Raw genomic sequence first — 23,874 nt, 5'->3', positions numbered from 1 at the left:
TAATATGGATACAATTAAATTATCAATAGTTACTCCAAGTGGTAGTATTTTTAGTGGTGACGTTAAGAGTGTAACTCTTCCTGGAAAAGAGGGTGAGTTTGGAGTTCTTCCAATGCACTCGTCACTGATATCTACTTTAACTGTGGGTGTGATTATTATTGAAAAAATTGATTCTACTGAAGCTGTCGCTATTAATTGGGGACATGTAAAAGTAGATGAGAATAGTGTTGATGTTCTAGTAGATGGTGCTATTGCATTAACAAGTGGAAAAGATTCTGAGATTGCAAAAAATATTGAAGCTGCTAAAGAGTTAATTAACTCTGTTAAAGACTCTAATGTTTCAGTTGCTGCAGTTGAGGCAAAAATTAACTCTTTTGCACTTTAAAAAAATATGATTTCTACATTACTAAATTATTTGACAAATAGTAGTGCTATTACTTTGATAGTATTAGCACTGCTGTCAATATACTTAATTATTGTTTTTTGGATATTTTTATATAGAAATAGCACTCTAAACAGAATCATTGAAAATGAAAAAAGGGTTTTAGATGGACTTACTTCTGGACAAAATAGATTTACATCACTATCATTATTAAATCAGTGTTCAGGTGGAAATAATATAAAAGAGATTTTAAATGCATGTGAAATAAATGCTATAAAAGATGCAAGTGTTGGCTTATCGTGGCTTTCAATTATCTCTTCAACTTCTCCATTTATTGGACTTTTTGGAACGGTTGTTGGTATTTTAGAGTCATTTGCTAAATTTACAAATGAGTCAAAAGTTGCATTTTCTATTATTGCTCCAGCTATAAGTGAAGCCTTAGTTGCTACAGCGGCTGGAATATTTGTAGCAATATTTGCTTACACATTTCATCAAATAATATCTAGAAAAGTTTATGAATTAAATGTATATTTAAAAGCACAATCTGAAATTCTAATAGCAAAAGGGTAATATTTGTTTGATTATAACCAAAAACCAGACTTAAATATTACACCTTTAGTTGATATTATGTTAGTTTTACTAGCAATTCTTATGGTAACAGCTCCTGTAATGGAGTTTGAAGAACCAATAAATCTTCCACAAGGAAGCAAATCAAAACAGATTCAAGATATTTCAAATATTACTATTACAATAACAAAAGATAGAAAGATTGTATTAAATAAAAAAAACTACGATATTAAGACTTTTGCTGATGATTTTTTATTATTTTCAAAAAACAAAGATCAAAAGAGTATAGTATCTATAAGAGCTGACAAAAATTTAAAATATGATGATATTATTTTTGTTTTAAAATCTGTGAAAGAGGCTGGTTTTACTAAAGTCTCTTTGGTAACTGATGGATAAAATGAAAAGTAGTTCAACTTTTTTTCTTAGTGGTTTTATTGCATTTTCTCTCTATTTTATAACTATAATATTTGTATCATTTTATGTAACTTCTTCAGATACAAAAGTTTATAGTTTTAAAGATACATCTATACAGATTGATTTACAAATGTTTGAAACTAAATCTTCAAAAATAGAAACTTCTAAAATTGTAAAACAAGAGATTAAAAAAGAGCCAGAAATTATAAAACAACAAGAAGCTTCTGTTTCAAATAAAGAATTTGATGCAAAATCACTATTTGCAAATTTTAGTGAAACTGCTAAAAAAACAGAAGATGAAAAGATTAATAATATTAAAAAATCTATTGATCCAAAAAGATTCAAAGGACCTGAGTTTATAAAAGAGAAAAGAGAACCAATATCTTTAGATAGAGTTTTTGAAAATAATAAAACATCAACAAGTTTAAATAGCTCATCAAGTGGAGATAATCAAGAAGATGATGAGTATATGAAAGAGATAAGTAATCTTTTATCGAAATGGACTCCTATAAGTGAATCTAAAGAGTTAAAAGCTGTTGTAATTATATCTATAGATTCAAATGGAACTTTTGATTATAGTTTTTTAAGATTTTCAAATAATGAGATTTTTGATAACTCTTTAAAAAAATTTTTAGATACTCAAAAAACCATTAACTATCCGAAACCAAAAAAGGGTAATATTCGAATCGAAGTTGAATTTAAACAAAAGGATAAAAATGATTAAAATAATTTTTACAATATTTTTAATGGCAAATACACTATGGGCAGTTGATGCAAAACTTCAAATAGTAAAACAAATTGCATCTAAACCAAAAATTTCTATATCTATTGATACTTCTAGTCAAGAGAGATTAATTTTAAGTAAAATAAAAAAAGGTGTAGTGGATGATTTAAATATAAGTGGAAACTTTGAAGTTAGTGCATTTGAGACTTCTATCCCTTATTCAAGTAATCCAAATTATATTGAACTAAAAAATAATGGTATTGATCTATTTTTAAATTTAAGCTCTAAAAAAGAGCAAAATGGAAATTATGTTTTAATGACAAAACTATATGATATTAATAAAAATATTTTAGTTTTAGAAAAAAATTATACAACAGATTTAGAAGATAGATATATCTTTTTAGCACATAAAACTTCAATATCAACAAATGATTATATAAAAGCACCAAGTATAAATTGGATGGAAAAATTTGTAGTTTTTTCTGCTTATGATGGTGCAAATAAAGCAAATATTATGATAGGAGATTATACTTTAACTTATAAAACAAGAGTTGTAAGTGGAGGTTTAAATCTATTTCCAAAGTGGGCAAATGCAAAACAAGATACAATATTTTATACAACATACAACTACAAAAAACCAACACTAGTAAAATTAAATATATATAAAGGTACAAAAGAGTTTATAATGGACTCAGATGGTATGATTGTTTGTTCTGATGTCAATCAAAATGAAGATAAAATTTTAATAACAGCAGCTCCTGAAGGGCAAGCTGATATATTTTTATATGATTTAAAAACAAAACAAAAAACAAAAGTTACGACTCATGCAGGAATAGATGTTGGTGGTCAATTTTTAGATAGTGATAAAAAAATTGCATTTGTATCTGATAGATTAGGTAATCCAAATATTTTTGTTCAAAAAATAGGAGAGAGTGCTGTTGAGAGATTTGTTTTTCATAGTAACAATAACTCTTCAGTTGCAACATACGAAGATAAAGTAGTTTTTTCTAGTAGGGATTCACAAAATCAGTTCCAAAAAAAGAGTTTTAATCTATATTTATCATCAACTAAATCAAATGATTTAAAAAGATTAACAGCAACTGGAGTAAATCAGTTTCCAAAGTTTTCAAAAGATGGAGAGAGTCTTTTATTTTTAAGAACAATTGATAACTCAAGCTATCTTGGAATACTAAGATTGAACCTTGATAAAACATATTTATTCCCTTTAAAAGGGAATAGAATTCAATCAATTGATTGGTAGAAATCAAGTTTAAATTAAGTTTTTTTATGTAGAATGTTGTGTCAAATTTATTTTAAGGAACAAATTATGAAAAAACTGGTACTTTATTCGTTATTAGTTACTGGACTACTATTTACTGCTGGATGTAGCCAAAAAGAAGTAGATGCAAATAATACTGCAAAAGGATCTGAAGATTCTGCACAAACAACTTCAACAGATGGTGTAAAAGAGGGAACTATTTTAGAGAAATCTGAAAAAGGTAGCTATTATAATATTGCTGGAGAGAGAGTATTTATAGAGAATGTGTATTTTGATTATGATAAATTTACTTTAACAAATGAAAATAGAGAAAAAGCTGTAAACAATGCAAAAAAACTTTCTAAAGTAGAATCAGGAACAACAGTTGTTGTTTATGGAAATGCTGATGAAAGAGGAAGTGATGAGTATAACTATGCTTTAGCTTTAAAAAGAGCAAATGCAGTTAAAAATATTTTAGTAAATAATGGTGTAAAAGCTAATATTACTATTAAATCATTAGGTGAAAGTAATCCAGTTTGTACAGAACAAACTGAATCTTGTTGGTCAAAAAACAGAAGAGTTGAGCAAGAGTTAGAAAAATAAGAGCTATATGAAAATAAAATTTCTATTACTTACTTTAATAGCTTCAATAACCGTAGCCCAAGAGGTTTCGGTTTATGAGGCGACTAAAAGTAGCACTTATGGGCTTACAAACACAGAAAAACATATTTTAAAAAATCAATCAAATATAAGTGAACTAACTTCAAAAGTTGAAGAATTAAATACTACCTTAGAGACTCTATCTAATAAATTAGATGGATTGAGTTCTGTTTACGAAGGTGACTCTAAAAAATTAAATGCTACATCTTCATCTTTAACTCAAAATCAAAGTGATATAGAGAGTTTAAAAGAGAGTATAAAAAGTTTAACAGAACTTTTAAATAAGATAAATTCTGAATATGTATCATCAAACGAATTTAAAAATAATATGAATCAATTTGTTACAAAAGAAGAGTATGAGGCTTTAAAAAAGGCTTTAGGACTAAATGACAATAAAAAAACAGTTCAAAATAAAAATAGTAATTCAATAATTGAACCAAAAACTGCAGAAGAAAAAGCAAAGTTAATGGAAGATGCAAAGAAAGATTTTGGTGAAAAAATGTATACTTACGCTATTCCTAAATTTGAGAAGTTGGTTGAATTAAATTATAAACCAGCTGAAAGTAATTTTTATTTAGGAGAGATGTGGTTTAAGAGAAAAAAGTATGAAGATGCTATCTCATATTTTAAAAAGTCTGCAATATTGTATGATAAGGCAAGTTATATGCCAGTGTTACTTTTACACTGTGCAATCTCTTTTGAGAACTTAAATGATAAGGTTAATGCAAAAAGTTTTTATAATACTTTAATTGATTTTTATCCAAATAGTCAAGAAGCAAAAGAGGCAAAAATAAATTTAAACAAATTATAAAAGGATATTTAAAATGGCAAATAAAGTTATAGGTATAGAGTATACTCTAAAAGATGCAAAAACTGGTGAACAATTAGATACAAATGTTGGACAAGCTCCTTTAGAGTTTGTTTCTGGTAAAGGTCAAATTATTCCTGGTTTAGAAGATAAGTTAGTAAAAATGTCTGCTAATGAAGAAGCAGATGTTTTAGTTGAGCCAAAAGATGGATATGGTGAGTATAACTCTGAAGCAGTTCAAACTCTACCAAGAGAGCAATTTGCAGGAATTGAGTTAGTTGAAGGTATGAGTCTTTATGGTCAAGGTGAGCATGGAGAGACTATTCAAGTAGTTGTTAAATCTTTTGATGATGCAAATGTTACAATTGATTATAATCATCCAATGGCTGGAAGAACTTTAATGTTTAGCGTAGCAATTTTAAGTTTAAGAGATGCAACTGATGAAGAGATTCAATCAGGTGTTGTTGGTGGATTTGCTGCTATGGGTGGCGGATGTTGTGGTGGTGGAAGCTGTGGTACAGATGAGCACGATCATGGACATTCACACGGTGGTGGATGTGGAACTGGTGGCGGACACGGTGGATGTGGTTGTCACTAATCACAAAGATTAGATAAACTATATTTTTTGCCCAAGTGTTGAGATGCATTTGGGCAAAACTATTTTTTAGAACTCAATTAGTTTTAAAAAATAGTTTTGAAATTTAAATTTTTTAAAGAGGATTAGAATGAAAAAGGTAGCTTTTATTTTCCCAGGTCAAGGAAGTCAAACAATTGGAATGGGAAGAGATTTTTTTGAAAATAGTGATATTGCAAAAGATATGGTAAAAAAAGCAAGTGAAAGATTAAATATAGATTTTGAAAAACTTCTATTTGAAGAGAATGATAATTTAGGAAAAACTGAGTTTACTCAACCTGCTGTTTTATTAGTTAGTTCAATTGCTCTTGCAGTTTTTAAAGAGAGATGTAAGATTGAACCAGAGTTTGTTTTAGGTCACTCTCTTGGTGAGTTTTCAGCTTTAGTTGCTGCTGGTGCAATTGATTATTTAGATGCAATTGAGCTTGTAAATAAAAGAGGTACTTTTATGACTGAGGCTTGCAGTGGTGGTGGTGCTGGAATGATGGCACTATTAGGTTTAGATGATGAAACGGTTGAGACTATTTGTAAAGAGCAAAGAGAAGCTGGAAAAAAAGTTTGGCCAGCAAATTACAATATGGATGGGCAACTTGTACTTGCTGGTATTAAAGCTGATTTAGAGTCTTTGGTTGATACTTTTAAAGCTGCTGGTGCAAAAAGAGCATTAGTTTTAGATATGAGCGTTGCAAGTCACTGTGAACTACTTCAAAGTGCTGTTGAAAATCTAAAACCTTATTTATTTGAGTACTTAAATGATGAGTTTTTGGATGTTGTTTCAAATGTAAGTGCTGAAGTTTATAATACAAAAGATGAGGCAATTGAATTATTATCTTCTCAACTAATTAGCCCTGTAAAATATAAACAATCAATAAAGGCTCATGATAGTAAAGTTGATTTATATATTGAGTTTGGAAATGGGGCTGTTTTAAAAGGTTTAAATAAAAAAAGCTCTGAAAAACCAACTTTAAATGTATCTGACATGAAAACTTTAAATGAAACTATTGAGGCTTTAAATGACTAAATTAGCAATTATGGGAGCTATGCAAGAGGAGATTGACCCTCTTTTAGAGTTCTTTAAAGATTATAAAACAATAGAGTATGCTGATAATAAGTATTATGAGGTAAATTATAAAGGCTTAGATATTGTAATTGCACACTCTAAAATTGGAAAAGTATTTGCAAGTTTAACTGCAAGCACTTTAATTCAAAAATTCTCTTGTGATACTCTTCTTTTCTCAGGTGTTGCAGGTGCAATAAATCCAAAACTTAATATTGGTGATATGATAGTTGCTACAAAACTTTGCCAACACGATTTGGATATAACAGCTTTTGGACATCCTAATGGTTTTGTTCCAGGTGGAAAAGTTTTTGTTGATAGTTCAAAAGAGCTTTTAGATATTGCAAAAAAAGTTGCACTTAATCAAAATCTAAAAGTTATTGAAGGAATCATTGCAACAGGTGATCAATTTGTTCATTCAAATGAGAGAAAAGAGTTTATTGAAACTACTTTCAAAGCTGATGCTTTAGAGATGGAAGGTGCAAGTGTTGCAGTTGTTTGTGATGCTTTAAATGTTCCTTTTTTTATTTTAAGAGCAATTAGTGATAGTGCTAATGGTGAAGCAAATTTTGATTTTGATGAATTTTTAAATAGCAGTGCAAAAATATCAAGTAACTATTTAGTAAAAATTGTTGATGAATTAATTACAAAGTAGTTTAATACTATTTTGTGTAGGATTATTCTATAATCTTTTAAATTTTTTAAAGGATTATAATGGATAACTTACACAGAGTAGAGAAAGATTTCTTAGGTGAAAAAGAGATCGAAAATGATAAATATTATGGTATTCAAACTTTAAGAGCAAAAGAAAATTTCAATATTACTACAATTGGAATTAACCTTTTCCCAAATTTTATTATCTCACTTGCAAAAGTTAAAAAAGCTTGTGCTTTAACAAACTTTGAGTTAGGAGATTTAACACAAATCCAAAAAGATGCTATTGTTCAAGCTTGTGATAGAATTATTGCTGGTGAATTTCATGATCAGTTTATAGTTGACCCTATTCAAGGAGGAGCAGGAACTTCTACAAATATGAATGCAAATGAAGTTATTGCAAATATAGCTTTAGAGATTTTAGGGCATAAAAAAGGTTCATATGAAATCATTCATCCAAATAACCATGTAAATATGAGTCAATCTACAAACGATGCTTATCCAACTGCAATTAAACTTACACTTTATGAACTAATTTTTAAGTTGCAAGATAGTTTAAAAATTTTAAGAGACTCTTTTTATGAAAAAGCTGTTGAATTTAAAGATATTTTAAAAATGGGAAGAACACAACTTCAAGATGCAGTTCCTATGACTTTGGGGCAAGAGTTTAAAACTTACGCAACAATGATTGATGATGATATTTTAAGACTTTCAAGAGCTCAAGAGCTTTTAAGAGAGGTAAATCTTGGAGCAACAGCAATTGGAACTGGAATAAATACAAAACCAGAGTATCAGGAACTGGTTATCAAAAATCTAAGAGTTGTAACTGGAACTGATTATTATATGGCAAGAGATATGATTGAAGCAACTCAAGATACAAGTACATTTGTACATATATCTGGAAGATTTAAATCAATTGCTATAAAAGTATCAAAAATTTGTAATGATTTAAGACTTTTAAGTAGTGGTCCTAGAGCTGGATTAAATGAGATAAATCTTCCACCAATGCAGCCAGGTAGTTCAATAATGCCTGGAAAAGTAAATCCAGTTATGCCTGAAGTTGTAAATCAAGTGGCATTTGATGTAATTGGAGCTGATGTTACAATATCAATGGCAAGCGAGCATGGACAACTTCAACTAAATGTATTTGAGCCAATTATTGCATATAAACTATTTATCTCTATAAATATGATGAGAAGAGCATTTGAGAGTTTAGCTGAAAAGTGTATCAAAGGAATTACAGCAAATCCTGAAGTTTGTATGAATAATGTTTTAAATTCTGCTACTTTGGTAACTTCATTAAATCCAATCTTAGGATATGAAAAAAGCTCTGCTGTTGCAAAAGAGGCTTTAAAAACTGGAAAAAGAGTTTATGATATTTTGTTGGAGCAAAAACTGTTTACAAAAGAGGAGTTAGAAGAACTTCTTCAACCAAAAAATATGGTTCACAACTATGACAAAATCTAAAATCACAGTTATAAACACAGGAGGTACTTTTAATAAAAGGTACAATCCTATAACTGGAGAGTTAGAAGTTCCAAATGATAGCATTGCTTTAGATGATATTATAAGTTACTGCTATAACATAAATTTTGATGTTTTAAATATCATCTCTAAAGATAGTTTAGAGATGAGTGATGTTGATAGAGAACTTATAGTAAAAACTATAAAAAACATTAAAAATGAAAATATTATTATAGTTCATGGAACAGATACTATGGATTTAACGGCAAAATATTTAGATGAAAAGATAAAAGATAAAACTATAATTTTAACAGGAGCTATGCTTCCAATTTCTATAAACAAAATAGAAGCAACTCTGAATTTTTCACAAGCAATTGGCTTTTTAAACTCAAATTGTGAAAATGGTATCTATATATCAATGCATGGAAGTGTAAAAAACTATAAAAAAATTATAAAAAATAGAGAGTTAGGGAAGTTCTTAAATATTTAATTTTAATAACTAAATAACTCTTCTATTCTAATATTTAGAGCTTTTGCAATCTTATATAGATGCTCTAAATTAAATTTTATTATATTTATTATTCTCGCAATTAGAATAAAAAGCTATTGATTTTATACCTATATCAAGTGCTATTTTTTCTTGAGATAACCCTTTTTCTAGTCTATGTTTTCTCACATTATTAGAAATTGTTTTATAAAAATTATCTATCTCTTCTTTTGTACTGTTACTAAAATCTACATCTAACAAAAAATTATCCTATAGGTTAAATAAATATTAAACTTTAATAAGATAATTTTCATAAGTCTTTATCCTATAGGATAAATAAATTAAAAAAGGTATATATAATGGTAACAAATAAAGCATATAAAAATTTAAAAAAGTTTATTTTCAAGCTTGAAAATATGTCAAGTAAAAATAAACAAAAAGTAGATAATAAAGCTGATAATAGACTTTTTAAAGATATATTATTTGATTTACATAATATTAGAATAAAGATTGAAAGAAATATTAATAATGAAATTTATAAAAGGTAAATTATTTTCTATATTAGTTTTATAAAATAAGATTGTCATTAGATGATTATTTTATAATAAATCAATAAAATCTAGGGGGGGGGGAGAATGAATTTAAAGGCTAAGATATTTGTACCAGTTGTTGTCGTAATCGCTATTTCATATATTATATTGGGATACTTTAATTTATCTAATAGTTATGAAATAAGCTATAAAAATATAAAAGAGAAAGAGATAGGAGTTGTTTCAAGAGAAGCTCATATTATTGATGAATTTTTAAAATTTAGAAAAAATTTAATAAGTTCAATGTCAGATAAAATAGTAATATTTGATAAAGATAGTGAACTAGAAAAAATAAGAACTATTTCAAATTTATCAAAAGAAACAGGTGGGTTTTCATCTGTTTATATTGGTTATGAGGATGATGGACTGATGACAAGATGGAGTGGAAAAGATAGTTCACCAAAAATTGATAATTATGATTCCAGAACAAGACCTTGGTATAAAGATGCTAAGGCTTTATTAAAATCAGGATTTACAAAACCATATATTGATAGTGCTACAAATAAATTAGCTATTTCTATATATTCGCCAATTATAAATATAGATAATGAATTTAGTTGGAGTTGTAAGTTCTGATTTACTATTAGAAGATATTGTAAACAGTGTTTTAAATATAGATTTAGGTTCAGAAGGTTTTGCTTATTTAGTAGATAAAGATGGAAATTATTTAGTTCATAAGAATGAAAATTTAATAGGAAAAGAGAGTCAAGTTTTTAAGAAGTTACAAAATACTAAACAAAACTTTGCAGAGATAAACTTAAATGGAGAAGAGACTTTAGTTTCAATAGCCACAATTCCTACAAGTTCTTGGTCATTGGTTCTTCAAATAAATAAGCAAAAAGCTTTTTCAACAATATATGATGATTTAATTAAATTTTTTTTAATATCAATATTTTTCCTGGTTTTAACAATAGTAGGATTTATATATATTTTAAATAGATCTTTAACTCCACTTCCAAAACTTCAAGAAGGAGTTATAAATTTCTTTGAATATTTAAAAGGAAATAGTAATAATATTGAAGATATAAAAATAGATACAGCAGATGAATTTCATATGATGGCAAATAAGATAAATGAAGGTATTTCATCAGTAAAACAAACTTTAGAAAGTGATAGAGAGTTTCTAAATGATGTTCAAGAAGTTATGTCTAAAATAGAACTTGGTTATTTTAATCAAAATATAAAAGTAAATTCTACTACAAAAACATTATTACATCTAAAAGATACAATAAATTCTGGATTAAAGAATTTGAAGTTAAATTTTGAAGAGATAAATCAAACTTTAGATGGTTATATATCAATGAATTACATAAAAAAATTAGATATTTCTAGTGTAGCTAAAAATAGTACAGTAGAACAACTTATTTGTAAAATTGGTATTTTAAGACAAACAATTATTGAAATGTTAAAAGAGAATAAAGCTAATGGAAATATCTTAAATAGTAGTGCTAGTAATTTATTAAAAAATGTGGATACTTTAAATGTTTCTTCAAATAAAGCTGCCGTTTCACTTGAAGAGACTGCAGCTGCATTGGAAGAGATTATGAGTACAGTTAATTCAAATGTAGATAATGTAGTTTTAATGTCTAAAAATGCTCAAATATTAAGAGATTCTGTGAAAAAAGGTGAATTATTAGCTAATGAAACAAATCAATCAATGGATGAGATTAATACTCAAGTTAGCTCAATAAATGAAGCTATTGAAGTGATTGATCAAATTGCATTTCAAACAAATATCTTAAGCTTAAATGCAGCAGTTGAAGCAGCAACTGCTGGTGAAGCTGGAAAAAGTTTTGCAGTTGTAGCACAAGAAGTAAGAAATCTTGCAAATAGAAGTTCTGAAGCTGCTAAAGAAATAAAAAATATTGTTGAAATTGCAACTTCTAAATCACATCAAGGAAGAGATATAGCAAATAGTATGATAGAGGATTATAGAGAATTAAATGAGAATATTACAAAAACTTTAGATATTTTGGAAAATGTTGCACACTCATCAAAGGAGCAACAATTAGGGATTGAACAAATTACAAATGCAATAAATAGCTTGGATATTCAAACTCAGCAAAATGCTTCAATAGCTTCAAAAACAAATGAAATTGCAATAAGTGTGAATGATATATCACAAGTAATAATAGAAAATGTAAATACAAAAGAGTTTGATGAAAAGGATGAGATAAATAAAATTAATATAGATTAATATTTAAATATTAATCTATATCAAAAACTCTCCATCTACATAAAACCAAATATTACTCTCTTTTAAAAATCTACTTTTTTCTATAAAAGAGATATCTTTTTTATTCTGAAATAAAGTAGCTTTAAATGTTACAAAGCTTTCAATTTCACTATCTATAAAATTTAAAATCTCTAATTTTTCAAAATATGTATTTTTACAAAATTGCTCAATATCATCTCTCCATGAAAAAGTATCTAAAGAAAAATCGCAGTTTTTTTGATGAGTTGTTTTTATAATATAATCACTTTTACAAAAAGCAAAGGCACTAAATCTTGATTTCATAAGCTCTAAAGCGTTTGAAGGGTTTTTTATATTATCATGAAAAATTTTACAGCACTTTTTATATTTTTTTAAACTTCTACAAGGGCATAAAGAGTTTACATTAAGTTTCAAAATACTCCTTTTTATTACAAATAGTTAAATTAATCTGTCTAAAATTATTAAAGTTTTAATTTTAAAAGAAATTTACCTCTTTTTAGATAAAATCTAGCCTTAAAATTAAAAAATATAAAAAAAAGGATACAACCTATGGCATTATATACATGTGGACATATTATTCCAGATTCTGATTCAGTTTGTTCGGCTATCTCTTTAGCATATCTATTAAATAAAATTGGAAGAGCAGCAACTCCTGCACGACAAGGAGAGTTAAATCCAGAGACAAAATTTATTTTAGATAAGTTTGGATTTGAAGCGCCAGTTTTAAAAACTTCATTTGCAGGTGATGAGCTTTTTATTACAGATTATTCAGATATTGCTCAAGCTCCACAAGATTTAGATAAAACAACAGTTGTTGGAATTGTTGATCATCACAAACTTGGTGATATTACAACTTCAGCTCCATTAGAGTGCTGGATTAGACCAGTTGGTTGTACAAATACTATTGTAAAAGAGATGTATGATTATCATAAAGTTGAAATACCTGCAAATATTGCTGCTATTATGATGTGTGCAATTTTAAGTGATACAGTAATTTTTAAATCACCAACTTGTACACCACTTGATATTCAAGTTGTTAAAGAGTTATCAAAAATTTGTGGAATTGAAGATTTTGGTGCACTTGGTATGGAGATGTTTAAAGTTAAATCTGAAGTTGAAGGTACACCAATAAGAGATTTAGTAATGAGAGATTACAAAAACTTTGATATGCATGGATCTAAAGTGGGAGTAGGGCAACTTGAAGTTGTAGATGGATCTGTATTTGATAAAATCAAAGATGATTTAATGGCAGATATAAAAAAAGTAAAAGATGAACAAAATCTTCATACAGTTGCACTTTTATTAACTGATATTATGAAAGAGGGAAGTGAAGTATTGGTTGCATCAAATGATACTTCAATTTTTGAAAAAGCATTTAATTGTAAACTTGAAGATGGAAAAGTTTGGTTAGATGGATGTTTAAGTAGAAAAAAACAGATTATTCCTTTCTTAGAACCAGCATTTGCTTAAAATATAAAGCCTAAAGGCTTTATATTTAATACTACCTTTAGGAGAAAAAATGAAAAAATATTTAGTAGATTTTTTAAGAGATTTTGGAATAGAACCAACATTTTTGGTAATGAGCATAGCTATTTTAATAATTATCTCTATAACAGCACTTATTATTCATATATTACTACATAAAATTATTTTAAAAGCGATTATAAAATTTAATCAAAGAAAACAAAATTTAATAACATCTACTCTTTTAGAAGAGAATTTATACCAAAGATTATCACTTCTATTTCAAGGTTTAGTTGTAAATTGGCAGACAAAAATTTGGGTTGAAAGTGGTTATATTTATGAAACTTTAATGACTTTATCACTGGTTTGGATATCTATTTTTACTTTGTTGGTGATTTATTCAATTATTGATAAAATATTTAGTTCACTTCACTTAGCAACACAAACACCATTTTTTGCTATGAGAACAGTTATTCAAGGTGTAAAATTAGTTTTTGGAATTGTTTGTGTTATTTATATTGTTGCTATTTTAGCAGATAAATCTCCAGTTGCTATTTTAAGTGGTCTTGGAGCAATGTCTGCTGTTTTAATGTTGGTATTTAAAGATACAATTTTAGGATTTAGTGCAGGATTACAACTATCAACTAATAAAATGGTTCAGCTTGGAGATTGGATAGAGATGCCAAAATATGGTGCTGATGGAGATGTTATAGATATTGGTTTAAATGTTGTAAAGGTTAGAAACTTTGATAAAACAATCACAACGATTCCAACTTATGCGCTTGTATCTGACTCTTTTAAAAACTGGCGAGGAATGAGAGAATCAGGTGGAAGAAGAATAAAAAGAGCAATTAAGATAGATCTTCATAGTATTAAATTTTTGAGTGAAGATGATATACAAAGGCTTGAAAAAGCAAATCTATTAGCCCCATATTTAAAAGAGAAAGTAAATGAGATAAAAAGTTATAACGAATCAAATAAATTTGATTTAAGTGTATCTATAAATGGAAGAAGACTTACAAATATTGGAACTTTAAGAGCGTATATTTTGACATATTTAAAAAATCATCCAAATATAAATAAAGATATGACAATAATGGTGCGACAACTATCTCCAAATGAGTATGGAATACCTTTAGAGATTTACTGTTTTACATCTACAACAGTTTGGGTAGATTATGAAAATATTCAATCAGATATTTTTGACCATATCTACTCTGTTTTAGGTGAATTTGATATAAAACCATATCAATATGGATAAAAATAATTTTAACTATAAACAAAGATAAAATATTGTATCCTCTAAAGTTCAAATTTATTAAAAAGGAATTATTATGAAACACGAATTAATGAAATTACCATATGCAAGTTTAGCGCCACTAATGTCTGATGAGACTTTAGAATATCATCATGGAAAACACCACAATACTTATGTTACAAATTTAAATAACCTAATCGCTGGTACAAAATTTGAAGATATGAGTCTTGAAGATATTATTAAAAATTCTGAAGGTGGATTATTTAATAATGCTGCTCAAGTATTTAACCATGACTTCTTCTTTAATGGTTTAACTCCAACTCAAGGATCAATTCCAGCTTCTGTTGAAGCAGCTTTAACAAAAGCTTTTGGAAGCGTTGAAAAATTTAAAGAGGAGTTTACAGCTAAAGCTATAGGACAATTTGGTTCAGGATGGGCTTGGTTAGTAAAAGATGCAAGTGGTGCTTTAAAAATCGTTACAACTTCAAATGCTGGATGTCCTATCACTGATGGTTTAACTCCAGTTTTAACATGTGATGTTTGGGAACATGCTTACTATATTGATACAAGAAATGCAAGACCAAAATTTTTAGAAAATTTCTGGAAACTTGTAAACTGGGAAGTAGTTGCTAGTAAATTAGCATAAGTTTTAAAAGTATGGATTTTCCATACTTTTATCTATATTCTATTTTTCCTTGACTAGCTAACAATGCTCCACAAAGTTGATATAAAACTCTAGCTCCAACATTTGCATCCCAACCATTTTCACTACTTCCAACTTCACATAAATCAAAACCAATAATTTTTCTACCACTTTTTACAATCATAAAAATAAGGTGTTCAAGTTCTCCATATCTTAATCCTCCAGGAACTGGAGTTCCTGTATTTGGGCAATTAAGTGGCTCTAAACCATCAATATCAATAGATAGATATACATTTTGTGGAAGTTGATTTATATAAGGAGTAAAAACATCTTCAAGTGATTTTCCACTAGCAAGTTCCAATTGCATTAAAGTATCGTATAAACAAGCTCCTCTATCTTTATAATCCTTCATTCTATTAGCTTCTTCTTTGCTATAATCTCTAATTCCTATTTGAACAAGCTTTGATACTTTTGGGCAATCTTTCATTACATTGTAAAAAATTGAAGCATGAGAGTAAGTAAATCCTTCATAAGCCTCTCTTAAATCGTGATGAGCATCTACATGAACTATTCCAAAATCCTCTTTAGAACTATCATTTAAAGCTTTTATAAGACCGTAAGGAGAAGAGTGATCCCCACCAACAACGGCTACAAATTTGTTTTTCTTAATTCTTTTAATTGATTCATCATATACATAACTATTTAGTGCATTAGAAACATTGTTTACAAATTTCAGAGATTTTTTATCGCTCTCGTCGTTTTCTAATGCTTCAATTACCTTTATAGCTTTTTTTCTAGTTTTATTACTAAGTTTTAAAAGATGCTTATCTGTTTCAAGCATAGCTATTCCAGCACTGTAAGGTTTTATGTAGTGGTAAGTTTCAGCATCTAGTTGATGACTTGCTTCTTTTATTGCATCTGGTGCTTTTGCGGTCCCATCTGAAAAAGATACAGTTGCTTCCCAAGGAACTGGAATTAAAATTAAGCTAGCCTCTTTTGGATCAACTTTGCTTCCTAGAAATCCATCATTTTTTTTTGGAGGAAGTCCCAACTCTAAAATTTCTATATCATCTTTTAAGTTTCTATATCTCATAAAAGTCTCCATTTTTTATTTTGGAGATTATAAGATATTTAAAACAATAGTAAAGTTAATTTGAAGTTTTATTTGTAAAATTGTTAGATTAAATATTTATTATTTTATATTTAAATAATTTTTTGAAAGTTTTATACATAAACCAGCTTTTGAAGATGCATCTATTAAAGATTCTCCATTTTGTATAAGTCTTAGTAAAACTAACTCTTTTATATTTTTGCTTATATTTGTTATTGACATTGTTCTCCTTTATAATTTCTTGAATATTTAAATATTTTACCTTTGTATGGCTCATCCAAATACTCTGTTTTTTGAACTTCATGTGAAGTACATGAAAATCCATATTCAGCCATTTTATTTGTAAATTTTGCTTGATGCCCTCTATTTGGGTTTACTAAGATGATTTTACAATTTAATTTTGCATGAGAATTTAAAAATATTGACAGAAGTTTGGCGTGATCTCTTTCATATAGTAAATCGCTACCAATTATTAAGTCAAATTTCCCAAGTTTGTCATTGTACTCATCGTCCCAATCAACTCTTACAAATGGAATTTTTTTATCTTGATTTAGTTTTGTGTTTTCTAAGAGATATTTTTCTACTTCAGGGTGATAATCTGTTGCTGTTATATCTGCGTTTAGGCGGTTTAAAATTAAACTTGATAGTCCAATACCACAACCAACTTCTAAAATTCTTTTATCTTTAAAGTCATAGTTGTAGATAAAATTTGCTAAAACTTCACTAGATGGCCAGACGACTCCAAATAGTGACCAAGTAGCATTAGAAATACCTAATTTCTCTGCTACTTTGTCATCATCATTAAACTCTTGCCTGTCTCTTAGTGTTTTTAAATGAATATCATTTTTCCCAAACTCTATTGTTTGGTATTTAAATCTGATTTTCCTCAAAAAATTTAGATTGCTCTAACATTCTTTGCTTGAGGACCTTTTTCATTTCTTCCGATTTCAAAAGATACTCTTTGACCTTCGTCTAAAGATACTCTTCCATATCCTGAACTTTGAATTTCACTGTGGTGAACAAAGAAATCTTTATTTTCGTTCTCTATTTGGATAAATCCAAAACCTTTTTCTGAGTTGAACCATTTTACTGTTCCAATGTTTTGATCTGCCATGGCATTTCCTTTTAATTAATTTTTTTACTTTTTTAAAGTAATCTATAAAGTCTAAAGGAGTTTTAATTTGTATTAAGTTTATTTAGTATTAATCTGTAGTTATCAATAAAAGCAAACAAAAGATGTAGTCAAAAACCCTAAATCATCTTCAAGAAATTGCATTGTAACTGAATAAAAATTTAATAGCAAGCTTTTAGTCTAATTTAACAAAATATTTTTTATTCTATTTTAAAAATTGAGTCTGCTACATTTAATATTTGAGATTTAAAGTGCGATATTATAACTATTGTACAACTTTTTTTTAACTCTAAAATCAAATTTTCGATTTTTAATACCTCTGTTATTAACTTTTTTGCATCATCTTTTTTTATTTTTTGAAGTTTTAGAGGAAAATATAAATTCTCAAAAATAGAGAATGGCAAAATATCTGGATGTTGGCTTACATATACAATTTTTTTTCTAAGATTTGGTAGCTCTTTGTTTGATAAAGTTGTAATATCAATATCTTTATTATCATCATTAAAATATACTTTTCCACTAAAACTTGCATTTTCATACTCTTTTATCATCTGATTTAACACAAGAAGCAAAGAGCTTTTTCCAATTCCACTTGGACCACTTATTGCTGTGATTGAGTTTTTTTCTATATTCAAGTTTAAATCTTTTAAAACCTGCTTTTTATCATAGTAAAGATTTAAATTCTCTATTTTTAAAATATTTTTACTCAAGTTTTTGACTCCTTCTAATAGCTATTTTTTGTAAAATAAATGCAAAAATAAACAGGCTAAGTGATACAAAAAGAAGTATCATAGCAGCTACATAACCTTTATTTAGTTCATAAATATCTTGATATTGTGAAGATACATAAAATATAAAAAATGGAATAGCCTCATATTTTTCCAATAGTGAGTTTGGAATTCCACCCATTGCAACAGCTCCTGTCATCATAATAACAGCAGTATCTTCAACAGCTCTTCCAATTGCTAAAACAACACTACTAAATAGCTGTTTACTTATTTTTAATAGAAATTGGATAAGTGTACAAAGAAGAGATTTGGAAAATATCTTTGTTGCTTAAACCTTAAGCCTGAATATTCAAAATAGAAAAGGAGTATATCCAAACTATGATAAAATGAAATAAAATTAAATATTAGAGATTAAAAATGGCAGAACAACTAAAAAATTTATACTCACAAGAGTTTATAAAAAAATTATCAAATAGTTTACAAAATAGTTACAAAGAGTTTAAAAAAGATGAGTTTAAAAAAGCTATTTTTACAAATGCTTGGGAAAATTTTGAACTAAAACAAAGAATGCGACATATTTCAAAAACTTTGTATGAGTTTTTACCATTTTCGTATAAAGAGCAAATTGAGATTTTAACAGCAGTAAAAAAAGATTTCAAAGCTTTGGAAGCTATGATTTTTCAAGATTTTGTTGAGGTTTTTGGACTTGATGATTTTGAAGTTTCAATGAAAGCTTTGGAACTTTTTACAATAGATTCAAGTAGTGAGTTTGCAATAAGGCAATTTATAATTAAGTATGAAGATAAAACTATAAATCAGATGAAAATTTGGGCAAAATCACAAAATGAACATATAAGAAGGCTTGCAAGTGAGGGTTGCAGACCTAGACTTCCTTGGGCTGTTGCTTTGCCAAATTTTAAGAAAAATCCACAAAAAGTATTTGAGATAATTGAGTTACTTAAAAATGACTCTTCAAAATATGTTCAAAAAAGTGTAGCAAATAGTTTAAATGATATATCAAAAGATAATCCAAAAATGGTAGTAGAGTTTGTAAAAAATAATTTAAATATTTCAAAAAATCTTGATTGGATTTGTAAACACGGCTCTCGTACGCTTTTGAAAAAAGGAGATAAAGAGGTATTAGATTTATTTAATTTTGATAAATCTCATCATATAAATCTCACAAATTTTTGTTGTGATAAAACTATATTTTTGAATGAAGATTTTAATTTTTCATTTGAGATAAATTCAGATGAACCTATTGGAAATATAAGAGTTGAATATGTTATTTATTATTTAAAATCAAACAGTAATCATAATAAAAAAGTTTTTATGATAAGTCAAAATAGTATAGAATCAACAAAAAAAAGATTTCAAAAAAAACAGAGCTTTAAAAATATGACAACTAGAAAACACTATATTGGAACTCATTTTATAGGAATTTTGATAAATGGTGTAGAAGTTTTAAAAGAGGAGTTTTTCTTAAATGACTCCAGCAATTAATTTACTAAAAAAAACATAAATGTGATTTTAAAAGCAAAAGTGGGTAGAATAGTTGCTAAATAATTAAAAGGAGATACCATGGCAAAAAACAAAGGTGAACCGAGTTTAGAAAAAATTGATGACTATAATGGAAATGAATCAAAACAAAAAAGAAACACTGTAAGATTGATTGTTATTTTACTTCTTGTTTTAGGTGCAATTTTTGCATATTTACAAGAACCAGCAAATAAAACTGCAAAACAAATAGAAGAGAAAACTTCAATTCCAGCAAAATAGAGAGCTAAAACTCTCTATTTATATTTTAGAAAAAAGATTTTTTCTAAAATACTTTTTAAAATAATCATAACAACTGCTAAAAGAATTAAAACTATTCCAATAATTAACCAAAAAGTAATTATTTCATTAAATATAAGAACTCCTATTAAAACAGCTGTTAAAGGCTCTAAAGCACCAAGAATTGATGCACTTGTTGAGCCTATAATCTGTATTGCTTTTATCAAAAAAAGTAAAGAGATGATTGTTGGAACAAGAGCTAAAAATATTGAATAAAACCACATACTAAAGTTTTCAAGAGGCATTATATTTGAACTTTGAGTAAATAGTGAGTGGATAAAAATCGTAATAGTGCAAAATAGCATTGAGTAGAGTGTAACTTTCAAAGCTGTTAATTTTAGATATTGATTTATAATAACTATATAAATAGCATAACAAAGTGATGATGTTAAAACCAAAATTATTCCAATTTTACTAACATTTGCTTCATCGCTTCCACTTAAAAACAAAACTCCTATAATTGCTAAAGATATTGATAAAATAGTTATTATAGAGCTCTTTTCTTTAAAAAAAATAGCCATTAATATTGCTACAAATATTGGATATACAAATAAAATAGTTGAAGCTAATCCAGCATCCATATATAAAAATGAGCTAAATAGAGATATTGAAGATATACCAAAAAGCAATCCAAGAAAGATTAAAATTAGTAACTCTTTAAATGTTACAAAAAAAGATCTTTTTTGAATTAGCATAAAAATAGCTAAGAAAAGAGTAGCAAAAGCAAATCTATAAAATATTACAGAGTTTACATTTAATCCCTCTTCATATAAAAATAGTGCCCCCAAAGGGTTTGTTCCATAGCAAATTGCTGAGATAACAGCTAATAAAATACCTTTTGTTTGAATACTCAATTTTCACTTCCAAATTTTTTGGAAATTGTACTCAAATAAGCCTTTTTTTGGCTTATTTTCTATTCATTACTATTTATCATCCACATTGAGAATATATCTAAATAGTTCCAAAATGATTGTTTTAAATCATCTGGCATATCTAAATCTTTTAGGATTTCAATATAGCACTCAAGCCAAACAACTCTTGCATTTGGAGTTATTTTAAAAGGAGCGTGTCTTTTTACCATCATAGGATTTCCTCTGTGTTGATTAAAATAGTCAACTCCTCCACAAATTTGAATAAAAAAATCAGCTGAATTTATTTTTGCTTGTTCAAACTCTGCATCATCTTGTGGAAACATATCTTTTATTTTGCTTACTCTTAGTAAATCGTAGTGTCTTGAGATAATCTCTCTCATACCATTTTCACCTAAAAAATCTAATACTTTTGGATCTGGTTTTGTAACAGGAGGTCTTACTCCAAATTGTGCTTGTGAAATTTTAAAATTCATTTTATTACCTTTTTTATAAATTTATTAAAAAATATTTAATTATGAAAATATATATAAATTTAAGTTTCTTTAAGCTTTAAGTCAATAATATTTTAGCTAAAGGAAAATTTTTTTCCATTAAACTAAGGAGAGTAAATATGAAAAAAACAATGACAACAACAGGTGGAAATCCAATAGCTGATAACCAAAACTCTTTAACAGCAGGTGAAAGAGGTCCTGTTTTATTACAAGATTATCAATTAATTCAAAAATTAGCACATCAAAATAGAGAACGAATCCCTGAGCGTGTTGTTCATGCAAAAGGAAGTGGAGCTTTTGGAGTTCTTGAAATAACAGAAGATATTTCAAAATATACAAAAGCAAAAGTTTTACAAAAAGGTGAGAAAACAAAACTACTTTTAAGATTTTCAACAGTTGCAGGTGAGAGAGGTGCTGCTGATGCTGAAAGAGATGTAAGAGGTTTTGCACTTAAATTTTATACAAAAGAGGGAAATTGGGATTTAGTTGGTAATAATACACCAGTATTTTTCGTACGAGATGCATATAAATTCCCTGATTTTATTCATACTCAAAAAAGAGATCCACAAACAAACTTAAGAAGTAACACTGCAATGTGGGATTTTTGGAGCTTAAGCCCTGAATCTCTTCATCAAGTTACAATTCTAATGTCAGATAGAGGATTGCCTAAATCATTTAGAAATATAAATGGATATGGTTCTCATACATATAGTTTAATCAACTCAAAAAATGAGAGATTTTGGGTTAAATTTCACTTCAAAACTCTTCAAGGAATAGAGACTTTAACAAATAAAGAAGCAGAAGCCATAGTTGGAAAAGATAGAGAATCAAATCAAAGAGATTTGTTTGAAAATATTGAAAAAGGGAATTTTCCAAAATGGAGTTTTGAGATTCAAATAATGAGTGAAGAAGAAGCAAAAAAATGTTCATTTAATCCATTTGATTTAACAAAAGTATGGCCTCATGGTGATTATCCAATGATTAAAGTTGGAACTATGACTTTAAATGAAAATCCTAAAAATTATTTCCAACAAGTTGAACAAGCTTCATTTAGCCCATCAAATATAGTTCCTGGAATCTCTTATTCTCCTGATAAGATGCTACAAGCAAGAATTTTCTCATATCCAGATGCTCAAAGATATAGAGTTGGAACACACTATGAGATGTTACCTGTAAATAGACCAATAGTTGAGGTAAATACATATAATCTTGATGGAAGTATGAATTTTGATATAAAAGAGCCTACAAAGGCATTTTATGAGCCAAATAGCTTTGATGGAGCAGTTGAAGATAAAAGTTATTTAGAGCCAGATTTAGCTGTTGGTGATATTGCAAAGAGATATGATCATAGAGTTGGAAATGATGATTTCTCACAGCCAAGAGCACTATTTTTACTTATGAGTAATAATCAAAAAGAGCAACTATTTTCAAATATAAAAGATGCAATGGCTGGTGTTCCAAGAGATATTATTGATAGACAAATTGCACTTTTTGAAAAAGTACATCCAGATTATGCAGCTGGTGTTAAAAAAGCTTTAGGAATATAGGTTTTTATATGGAAGTTTCACAAGAAGAGTTAAAGCGATATGAAGAGCTACAAGTTTTAGCACTTGATTTTGCAAGAGTTGGTAAAACGCAAGATTTAAAAGCTATGCTTGATGCTGGAATGAGTGTTAATCTAACAGATCACAAAGGCAATACTCTTTTGATGTTAGCTTCATATAATGGAAATTTTGAAACTACTAAGATGTTATTAGAATATAAAGCAGAAGTAGATAGAAAAAATGATAGAGGACAAACACCACTTGCTGGTGTTTGTTTCAAAGGTTATTTTGATATTGTAAAAATTTTAGTTGAAGCTGGTGCAAATATTAATGAAAATAGTGGAATGGGTACAACTGCTATAACATTTGCTTCAATGTTTGGACATACAAAAATTGTTGAATATCTAAACAAACAGAATAAAAATAGAAGTTTTAAATCAAAAATATATCTACTTTTATCAAAATTTATATCTCTATTTAAAAAGAAAAGATAGCTTATTTATCTTTTCTTGAGCAGTTTGCGTAGCATTCACTACAATCTTTTATTCCCATAACTTTTATGTACTCTTCATATACACAAGATGTTGATCTTTTTGAACATATAAAAGGAATATTTCTCTTTTTTGCTTGAGTTTTATATTTATACATAGTGTTGTGATTTAGAAATGATGTAATCATAACTATACAATCTAAATTTTGTGGTAGGACTTTTTTGGGAGCACTTGATTTTTTTCTTGCATCCCAGTGACTAACATTTTTTACACCAAGATTTAAAAACATCTCTTTTATTTGTGAGATATCATCAGCTCCTATAACTAATACAGACATAACTGCTCCTTTTGATAATTAATATCGATATTATTATAAAAAGAAACTTTAAT

Annotated in this window: 32 protein-coding genes and 1 pseudogene; 22 read left to right on the top strand and 11 right to left on the bottom strand. The window is 27.7% G+C overall.

Features of this window, described 5'->3' with window-relative positions; genetic code table 11:
* The first annotated feature begins 4 nt into the window (after positions 1 to 4).
* The 12 genes from atpC to WC168_RS03680 all read left to right on the top strand — a co-directional run bounded on the left by atpC (position 5) and on the right by WC168_RS03680 (position 9,112).
* Positions 5 to 385, top strand: a complete 381-nt coding sequence (gene atpC, locus WC168_RS03735; RefSeq protein ID WP_372617620.1) for an ATP synthase F1 subunit epsilon — start codon at positions 5 to 7, stop codon at positions 383 to 385.
* Between the two features lie 6 nt (positions 386 to 391).
* On the top strand, positions 392 to 952 hold the full coding sequence (locus WC168_RS03730; RefSeq protein ID WP_372617618.1) for a MotA/TolQ/ExbB proton channel family protein: 561 nt from the start codon (positions 392 to 394) through the stop codon (positions 950 to 952).
* Between the two features lie 3 nt (positions 953 to 955).
* On the top strand, positions 956 to 1,345 hold the full coding sequence (locus tag WC168_RS03725) for a biopolymer transporter ExbD (protein WP_319086125.1): 390 nt from the start codon (positions 956 to 958) through the stop codon (positions 1,343 to 1,345).
* Entirely contained in the window at positions 1,338 to 2,087 is a 750-nt protein-coding gene (locus tag WC168_RS03720) for a TonB C-terminal domain-containing protein (protein WP_279133630.1), read from the top strand. Before WC168_RS03725 ends, WC168_RS03720 begins: the two co-directional genes overlap by 8 nt.
* On the top strand, positions 2,080 to 3,348 hold the full coding sequence (gene tolB, locus WC168_RS03715; RefSeq protein ID WP_372617615.1) for a Tol-Pal system protein TolB: 1,269 nt from the start codon (positions 2,080 to 2,082) through the stop codon (positions 3,346 to 3,348). The genes WC168_RS03720 and tolB overlap by 8 nt, the downstream gene beginning before the upstream one ends.
* Before the next feature lie 66 nt (positions 3,349 to 3,414).
* Positions 3,415 to 3,948 carry an OmpA family protein gene (locus WC168_RS03710; protein ID WP_372617613.1) on the top strand — a complete coding sequence of 178 codons (534 nt, stop codon included), beginning with the start codon at positions 3,415 to 3,417 and terminating at the stop codon, positions 3,946 to 3,948.
* Between the two features lie 7 nt (positions 3,949 to 3,955).
* Entirely contained in the window at positions 3,956 to 4,816 is an 861-nt protein-coding gene (locus WC168_RS03705; RefSeq protein ID WP_279133625.1) for a tetratricopeptide repeat protein, read from the top strand.
* Positions 4,817 to 4,829: 13 nt separating this feature from the next.
* Complete coding sequence (locus WC168_RS03700; RefSeq protein ID WP_066159827.1) at positions 4,830 to 5,411, top strand: peptidylprolyl isomerase; 582 nt, start codon at positions 4,830 to 4,832, stop codon at positions 5,409 to 5,411.
* A gap of 127 nt (positions 5,412 to 5,538) precedes the next feature.
* Complete coding sequence (gene fabD, locus WC168_RS03695) at positions 5,539 to 6,468, top strand: ACP S-malonyltransferase (protein ID WP_372617610.1); 930 nt, start codon at positions 5,539 to 5,541, stop codon at positions 6,466 to 6,468.
* Positions 6,461 to 7,159 (top strand): 5'-methylthioadenosine/adenosylhomocysteine nucleosidase, encoded by a 699-nt coding sequence (locus WC168_RS03690; protein WP_066159821.1) that lies wholly within the window; start codon positions 6,461 to 6,463, stop codon positions 7,157 to 7,159. Before fabD ends, WC168_RS03690 begins: the two co-directional genes overlap by 8 nt.
* A gap of 59 nt (positions 7,160 to 7,218) precedes the next feature.
* The gene (gene aspA / locus WC168_RS03685; RefSeq protein WP_279133619.1) at positions 7,219 to 8,625 is read left to right on the top strand and encodes an aspartate ammonia-lyase; all 1,407 of its coding nucleotides are present in this window, start codon (positions 7,219 to 7,221) and stop codon (positions 8,623 to 8,625) included.
* On the top strand, positions 8,612 to 9,112 hold the full coding sequence (locus WC168_RS03680; protein WP_372617608.1) for an asparaginase domain-containing protein: 501 nt from the start codon (positions 8,612 to 8,614) through the stop codon (positions 9,110 to 9,112). The genes aspA and WC168_RS03680 overlap by 14 nt, the downstream gene beginning before the upstream one ends.
* Positions 9,113 to 9,114: 2 nt before the next feature.
* Here the strand turns inward: WC168_RS03680 and WC168_RS03675 are convergent.
* Positions 9,115 to 9,370, bottom strand: a pseudogene (locus WC168_RS03675) (helix-turn-helix transcriptional regulator).
* A gap of 98 nt (positions 9,371 to 9,468) precedes the next feature.
* On the opposite strand from WC168_RS03675, the gene WC168_RS03670 reads away from it, so the two are divergent.
* The 3 genes from WC168_RS03670 to WC168_RS03660 all read left to right on the top strand — a co-directional run bounded on the left by WC168_RS03670 (position 9,469) and on the right by WC168_RS03660 (position 11,896).
* The gene (locus tag WC168_RS03670; RefSeq protein ID WP_372617606.1) at positions 9,469 to 9,657 is read left to right on the top strand and encodes a hypothetical protein; all 189 of its coding nucleotides are present in this window, start codon (positions 9,469 to 9,471) and stop codon (positions 9,655 to 9,657) included.
* A gap of 87 nt (positions 9,658 to 9,744) precedes the next feature.
* Complete coding sequence (locus WC168_RS03665) at positions 9,745 to 10,275, top strand: PDC sensor domain-containing protein (protein WP_372617604.1); 531 nt, start codon at positions 9,745 to 9,747, stop codon at positions 10,273 to 10,275.
* Complete coding sequence (locus tag WC168_RS03660) at positions 10,247 to 11,896, top strand: methyl-accepting chemotaxis protein (RefSeq protein WP_372617602.1); 1,650 nt, start codon at positions 10,247 to 10,249, stop codon at positions 11,894 to 11,896. Before WC168_RS03665 ends, WC168_RS03660 begins: the two co-directional genes overlap by 29 nt.
* A gap of 15 nt (positions 11,897 to 11,911) precedes the next feature.
* On the opposite strand, the gene WC168_RS03655 is transcribed toward WC168_RS03660, so the two are convergent.
* Positions 11,912 to 12,328 carry a YchJ family protein gene (locus WC168_RS03655; protein WP_372617600.1) on the bottom strand — a complete coding sequence of 139 codons (417 nt, stop codon included), beginning with the start codon at positions 12,326 to 12,328 and terminating at the stop codon, positions 11,912 to 11,914.
* Between the two features lie 135 nt (positions 12,329 to 12,463).
* Here WC168_RS03655 and WC168_RS03650 point away from each other — a divergent pair, with 135 nt between their 5' ends.
* The 3 genes from WC168_RS03650 to WC168_RS03640 all read left to right on the top strand — a co-directional run bounded on the left by WC168_RS03650 (position 12,464) and on the right by WC168_RS03640 (position 15,282).
* The gene (locus tag WC168_RS03650) at positions 12,464 to 13,384 is read left to right on the top strand and encodes a manganese-dependent inorganic pyrophosphatase (protein WP_066356198.1); all 921 of its coding nucleotides are present in this window, start codon (positions 12,464 to 12,466) and stop codon (positions 13,382 to 13,384) included.
* Positions 13,385 to 13,433: 49 nt separating this feature from the next.
* Positions 13,434 to 14,639, top strand: a complete 1,206-nt coding sequence (locus WC168_RS03645) for a mechanosensitive ion channel family protein (protein ID WP_372617598.1) — start codon at positions 13,434 to 13,436, stop codon at positions 14,637 to 14,639.
* Positions 14,640 to 14,712: 73 nt separating this feature from the next.
* Positions 14,713 to 15,282, top strand: a complete 570-nt coding sequence (locus WC168_RS03640) for a superoxide dismutase (RefSeq protein WP_066159808.1) — start codon at positions 14,713 to 14,715, stop codon at positions 15,280 to 15,282.
* Between the two features lie 28 nt (positions 15,283 to 15,310).
* Here WC168_RS03640 and WC168_RS03635 read toward each other — a convergent pair whose 3' ends face one another.
* From WC168_RS03635 to WC168_RS03610, 6 genes are all read right to left on the bottom strand, one after another.
* On the bottom strand, positions 15,311 to 16,372 hold the full coding sequence (locus WC168_RS03635) for an agmatinase family protein (RefSeq protein ID WP_372617596.1): 1,062 nt from the start codon (positions 16,370 to 16,372) through the stop codon (positions 15,311 to 15,313).
* 99 nt (positions 16,373 to 16,471) lie between these two features.
* A complete protein-coding gene (locus WC168_RS03630) occupies positions 16,472 to 16,612 on the bottom strand; it encodes a hypothetical protein (RefSeq protein WP_164698875.1) in 141 nt (46 codons plus the stop codon).
* On the bottom strand, positions 16,603 to 17,280 hold the full coding sequence (locus WC168_RS03625) for a methyltransferase (RefSeq protein WP_372617593.1): 678 nt from the start codon (positions 17,278 to 17,280) through the stop codon (positions 16,603 to 16,605). The genes WC168_RS03630 and WC168_RS03625 overlap by 10 nt, the downstream gene beginning before the upstream one ends.
* Before the next feature lie 5 nt (positions 17,281 to 17,285).
* A complete protein-coding gene (locus WC168_RS03620) occupies positions 17,286 to 17,504 on the bottom strand; it encodes a cold-shock protein (protein WP_066159795.1) in 219 nt (72 codons plus the stop codon).
* Positions 17,505 to 17,722: 218 nt separating this feature from the next.
* Entirely contained in the window at positions 17,723 to 18,232 is a 510-nt protein-coding gene (locus WC168_RS03615; RefSeq protein WP_372617591.1) for an ATP-binding cassette domain-containing protein, read from the bottom strand.
* Positions 18,225 to 18,452 carry a hypothetical protein gene (locus WC168_RS03610; protein ID WP_125296289.1) on the bottom strand — a complete coding sequence of 76 codons (228 nt, stop codon included), beginning with the start codon at positions 18,450 to 18,452 and terminating at the stop codon, positions 18,225 to 18,227. Before WC168_RS03610 ends, WC168_RS03615 begins: the two co-directional genes overlap by 8 nt.
* Positions 18,453 to 18,667: 215 nt before the next feature.
* Between WC168_RS03610 and WC168_RS03605 the strand changes: the two genes are divergently transcribed.
* Both WC168_RS03605 and WC168_RS03600 read left to right on the top strand, forming a co-directional pair.
* The gene (locus tag WC168_RS03605) at positions 18,668 to 19,753 is read left to right on the top strand and encodes a DNA alkylation repair protein (RefSeq protein ID WP_372617589.1); all 1,086 of its coding nucleotides are present in this window, start codon (positions 18,668 to 18,670) and stop codon (positions 19,751 to 19,753) included.
* 78 nt (positions 19,754 to 19,831) lie between these two features.
* Complete coding sequence (locus WC168_RS03600; RefSeq protein WP_066159763.1) at positions 19,832 to 20,029, top strand: hypothetical protein; 198 nt, start codon at positions 19,832 to 19,834, stop codon at positions 20,027 to 20,029.
* Between the two features lie 14 nt (positions 20,030 to 20,043).
* Here the strand turns inward: WC168_RS03600 and WC168_RS03595 are convergent, their stop codons facing one another.
* Both WC168_RS03595 and WC168_RS03590 read right to left on the bottom strand, forming a co-directional pair.
* Positions 20,044 to 20,940 (bottom strand): DMT family transporter, encoded by an 897-nt coding sequence (locus tag WC168_RS03595; RefSeq protein ID WP_125296292.1) that lies wholly within the window; start codon positions 20,938 to 20,940, stop codon positions 20,044 to 20,046.
* 59 nt (positions 20,941 to 20,999) lie between these two features.
* Positions 21,000 to 21,431 carry a globin gene (locus tag WC168_RS03590; RefSeq protein ID WP_066159757.1) on the bottom strand — a complete coding sequence of 144 codons (432 nt, stop codon included), beginning with the start codon at positions 21,429 to 21,431 and terminating at the stop codon, positions 21,000 to 21,002.
* Positions 21,432 to 21,568: 137 nt separating this feature from the next.
* Here WC168_RS03590 and WC168_RS03585 point away from each other — a divergent pair, with 137 nt between their 5' ends.
* The gene (locus WC168_RS03585) at positions 21,569 to 22,996 is read left to right on the top strand and encodes a catalase (RefSeq protein ID WP_372617582.1); all 1,428 of its coding nucleotides are present in this window, start codon (positions 21,569 to 21,571) and stop codon (positions 22,994 to 22,996) included.
* Between the two features lie 8 nt (positions 22,997 to 23,004).
* Positions 23,005 to 23,487 (top strand): ankyrin repeat domain-containing protein, encoded by a 483-nt coding sequence (locus WC168_RS03580; RefSeq protein ID WP_372617580.1) that lies wholly within the window; start codon positions 23,005 to 23,007, stop codon positions 23,485 to 23,487.
* 1 nt (position 23,488) lies between these two features.
* On the opposite strand, the gene WC168_RS03575 is transcribed toward WC168_RS03580, so the two are convergent.
* On the bottom strand, positions 23,489 to 23,821 hold the full coding sequence (locus WC168_RS03575; RefSeq protein WP_066159746.1) for a DUF2325 domain-containing protein: 333 nt from the start codon (positions 23,819 to 23,821) through the stop codon (positions 23,489 to 23,491).
* Positions 23,822 to 23,874: the final 53 nt, after the last annotated feature.

The sequence above is a fragment of the Aliarcobacter sp. genome (assembly GCF_041672065.1).
GTDB classification, from domain to species: domain Bacteria; phylum Campylobacterota; class Campylobacteria; order Campylobacterales; family Arcobacteraceae; genus Aliarcobacter; species Aliarcobacter skirrowii.
The sequence above is the reverse complement of the archived record's forward strand: the minus strand, read 5'-3'. Positions and strand labels throughout refer to the sequence as shown.

What these genes read in the sequence shown, in the direction of transcription:
- atpC (WP_372617620.1), top strand. Translation starts at nt 5, where the DNA reads ATGGATACAATTAAATTATCAATAGTTACTCCAAGTGGTAGTATTTTT.
- WC168_RS03730 (WP_372617618.1), top strand. Translation starts at nt 392, where the DNA reads ATGATTTCTACATTACTAAATTATTTGACAAATAGTAGTGCTATTACT.
- WC168_RS03720 (WP_279133630.1), top strand. Translation starts at nt 1,338, where the DNA reads ATGGATAAAATGAAAAGTAGTTCAACTTTTTTTCTTAGTGGTTTTATT.
- tolB (WP_372617615.1), top strand. Translation starts at nt 2,080, where the DNA reads ATGATTAAAATAATTTTTACAATATTTTTAATGGCAAATACACTATGG.
- WC168_RS03710 (WP_372617613.1), top strand. Translation starts at nt 3,415, where the DNA reads ATGAAAAAACTGGTACTTTATTCGTTATTAGTTACTGGACTACTATTT.
- WC168_RS03705 (WP_279133625.1), top strand. Translation starts at nt 3,956, where the DNA reads ATGAAAATAAAATTTCTATTACTTACTTTAATAGCTTCAATAACCGTA.
- WC168_RS03700 (WP_066159827.1), top strand. Translation starts at nt 4,830, where the DNA reads ATGGCAAATAAAGTTATAGGTATAGAGTATACTCTAAAAGATGCAAAA.
- fabD (WP_372617610.1), top strand. Translation starts at nt 5,539, where the DNA reads ATGAAAAAGGTAGCTTTTATTTTCCCAGGTCAAGGAAGTCAAACAATT.
- WC168_RS03690 (WP_066159821.1), top strand. Translation starts at nt 6,461, where the DNA reads ATGACTAAATTAGCAATTATGGGAGCTATGCAAGAGGAGATTGACCCT.
- aspA (WP_279133619.1), top strand. Translation starts at nt 7,219, where the DNA reads ATGGATAACTTACACAGAGTAGAGAAAGATTTCTTAGGTGAAAAAGAG.
- WC168_RS03680 (WP_372617608.1), top strand. Translation starts at nt 8,612, where the DNA reads ATGACAAAATCTAAAATCACAGTTATAAACACAGGAGGTACTTTTAAT.
- WC168_RS03670 (WP_372617606.1), top strand. Translation starts at nt 9,469, where the DNA reads ATGGTAACAAATAAAGCATATAAAAATTTAAAAAAGTTTATTTTCAAG.
- WC168_RS03665 (WP_372617604.1), top strand. Translation starts at nt 9,745, where the DNA reads ATGAATTTAAAGGCTAAGATATTTGTACCAGTTGTTGTCGTAATCGCT.
- WC168_RS03660 (WP_372617602.1), top strand. Translation starts at nt 10,247, where the DNA reads ATGAATTTAGTTGGAGTTGTAAGTTCTGATTTACTATTAGAAGATATT.
- WC168_RS03650 (WP_066356198.1), top strand. Translation starts at nt 12,464, where the DNA reads ATGGCATTATATACATGTGGACATATTATTCCAGATTCTGATTCAGTT.
- WC168_RS03645 (WP_372617598.1), top strand. Translation starts at nt 13,434, where the DNA reads ATGAAAAAATATTTAGTAGATTTTTTAAGAGATTTTGGAATAGAACCA.
- WC168_RS03640 (WP_066159808.1), top strand. Translation starts at nt 14,713, where the DNA reads ATGAAACACGAATTAATGAAATTACCATATGCAAGTTTAGCGCCACTA.
- WC168_RS03635 (WP_372617596.1), bottom strand. Translation starts at nt 16,372, where the DNA reads ATGAGATATAGAAACTTAAAAGATGATATAGAAATTTTAGAGTTGGGA.
- WC168_RS03630 (WP_164698875.1), bottom strand. Translation starts at nt 16,612, where the DNA reads ATGTCAATAACAAATATAAGCAAAAATATAAAAGAGTTAGTTTTACTA.
- WC168_RS03620 (WP_066159795.1), bottom strand. Translation starts at nt 17,504, where the DNA reads ATGGCAGATCAAAACATTGGAACAGTAAAATGGTTCAACTCAGAAAAA.
- WC168_RS03610 (WP_125296289.1), bottom strand. Translation starts at nt 18,452, where the DNA reads ATGATGACAGGAGCTGTTGCAATGGGTGGAATTCCAAACTCACTATTG.
- WC168_RS03605 (WP_372617589.1), top strand. Translation starts at nt 18,668, where the DNA reads ATGGCAGAACAACTAAAAAATTTATACTCACAAGAGTTTATAAAAAAA.
- WC168_RS03600 (WP_066159763.1), top strand. Translation starts at nt 19,832, where the DNA reads ATGGCAAAAAACAAAGGTGAACCGAGTTTAGAAAAAATTGATGACTAT.
- WC168_RS03590 (WP_066159757.1), bottom strand. Translation starts at nt 21,431, where the DNA reads ATGAATTTTAAAATTTCACAAGCACAATTTGGAGTAAGACCTCCTGTT.
- WC168_RS03585 (WP_372617582.1), top strand. Translation starts at nt 21,569, where the DNA reads ATGAAAAAAACAATGACAACAACAGGTGGAAATCCAATAGCTGATAAC.
- WC168_RS03580 (WP_372617580.1), top strand. Translation starts at nt 23,005, where the DNA reads ATGGAAGTTTCACAAGAAGAGTTAAAGCGATATGAAGAGCTACAAGTT.
- WC168_RS03575 (WP_066159746.1), bottom strand. Translation starts at nt 23,821, where the DNA reads ATGTCTGTATTAGTTATAGGAGCTGATGATATCTCACAAATAAAAGAG.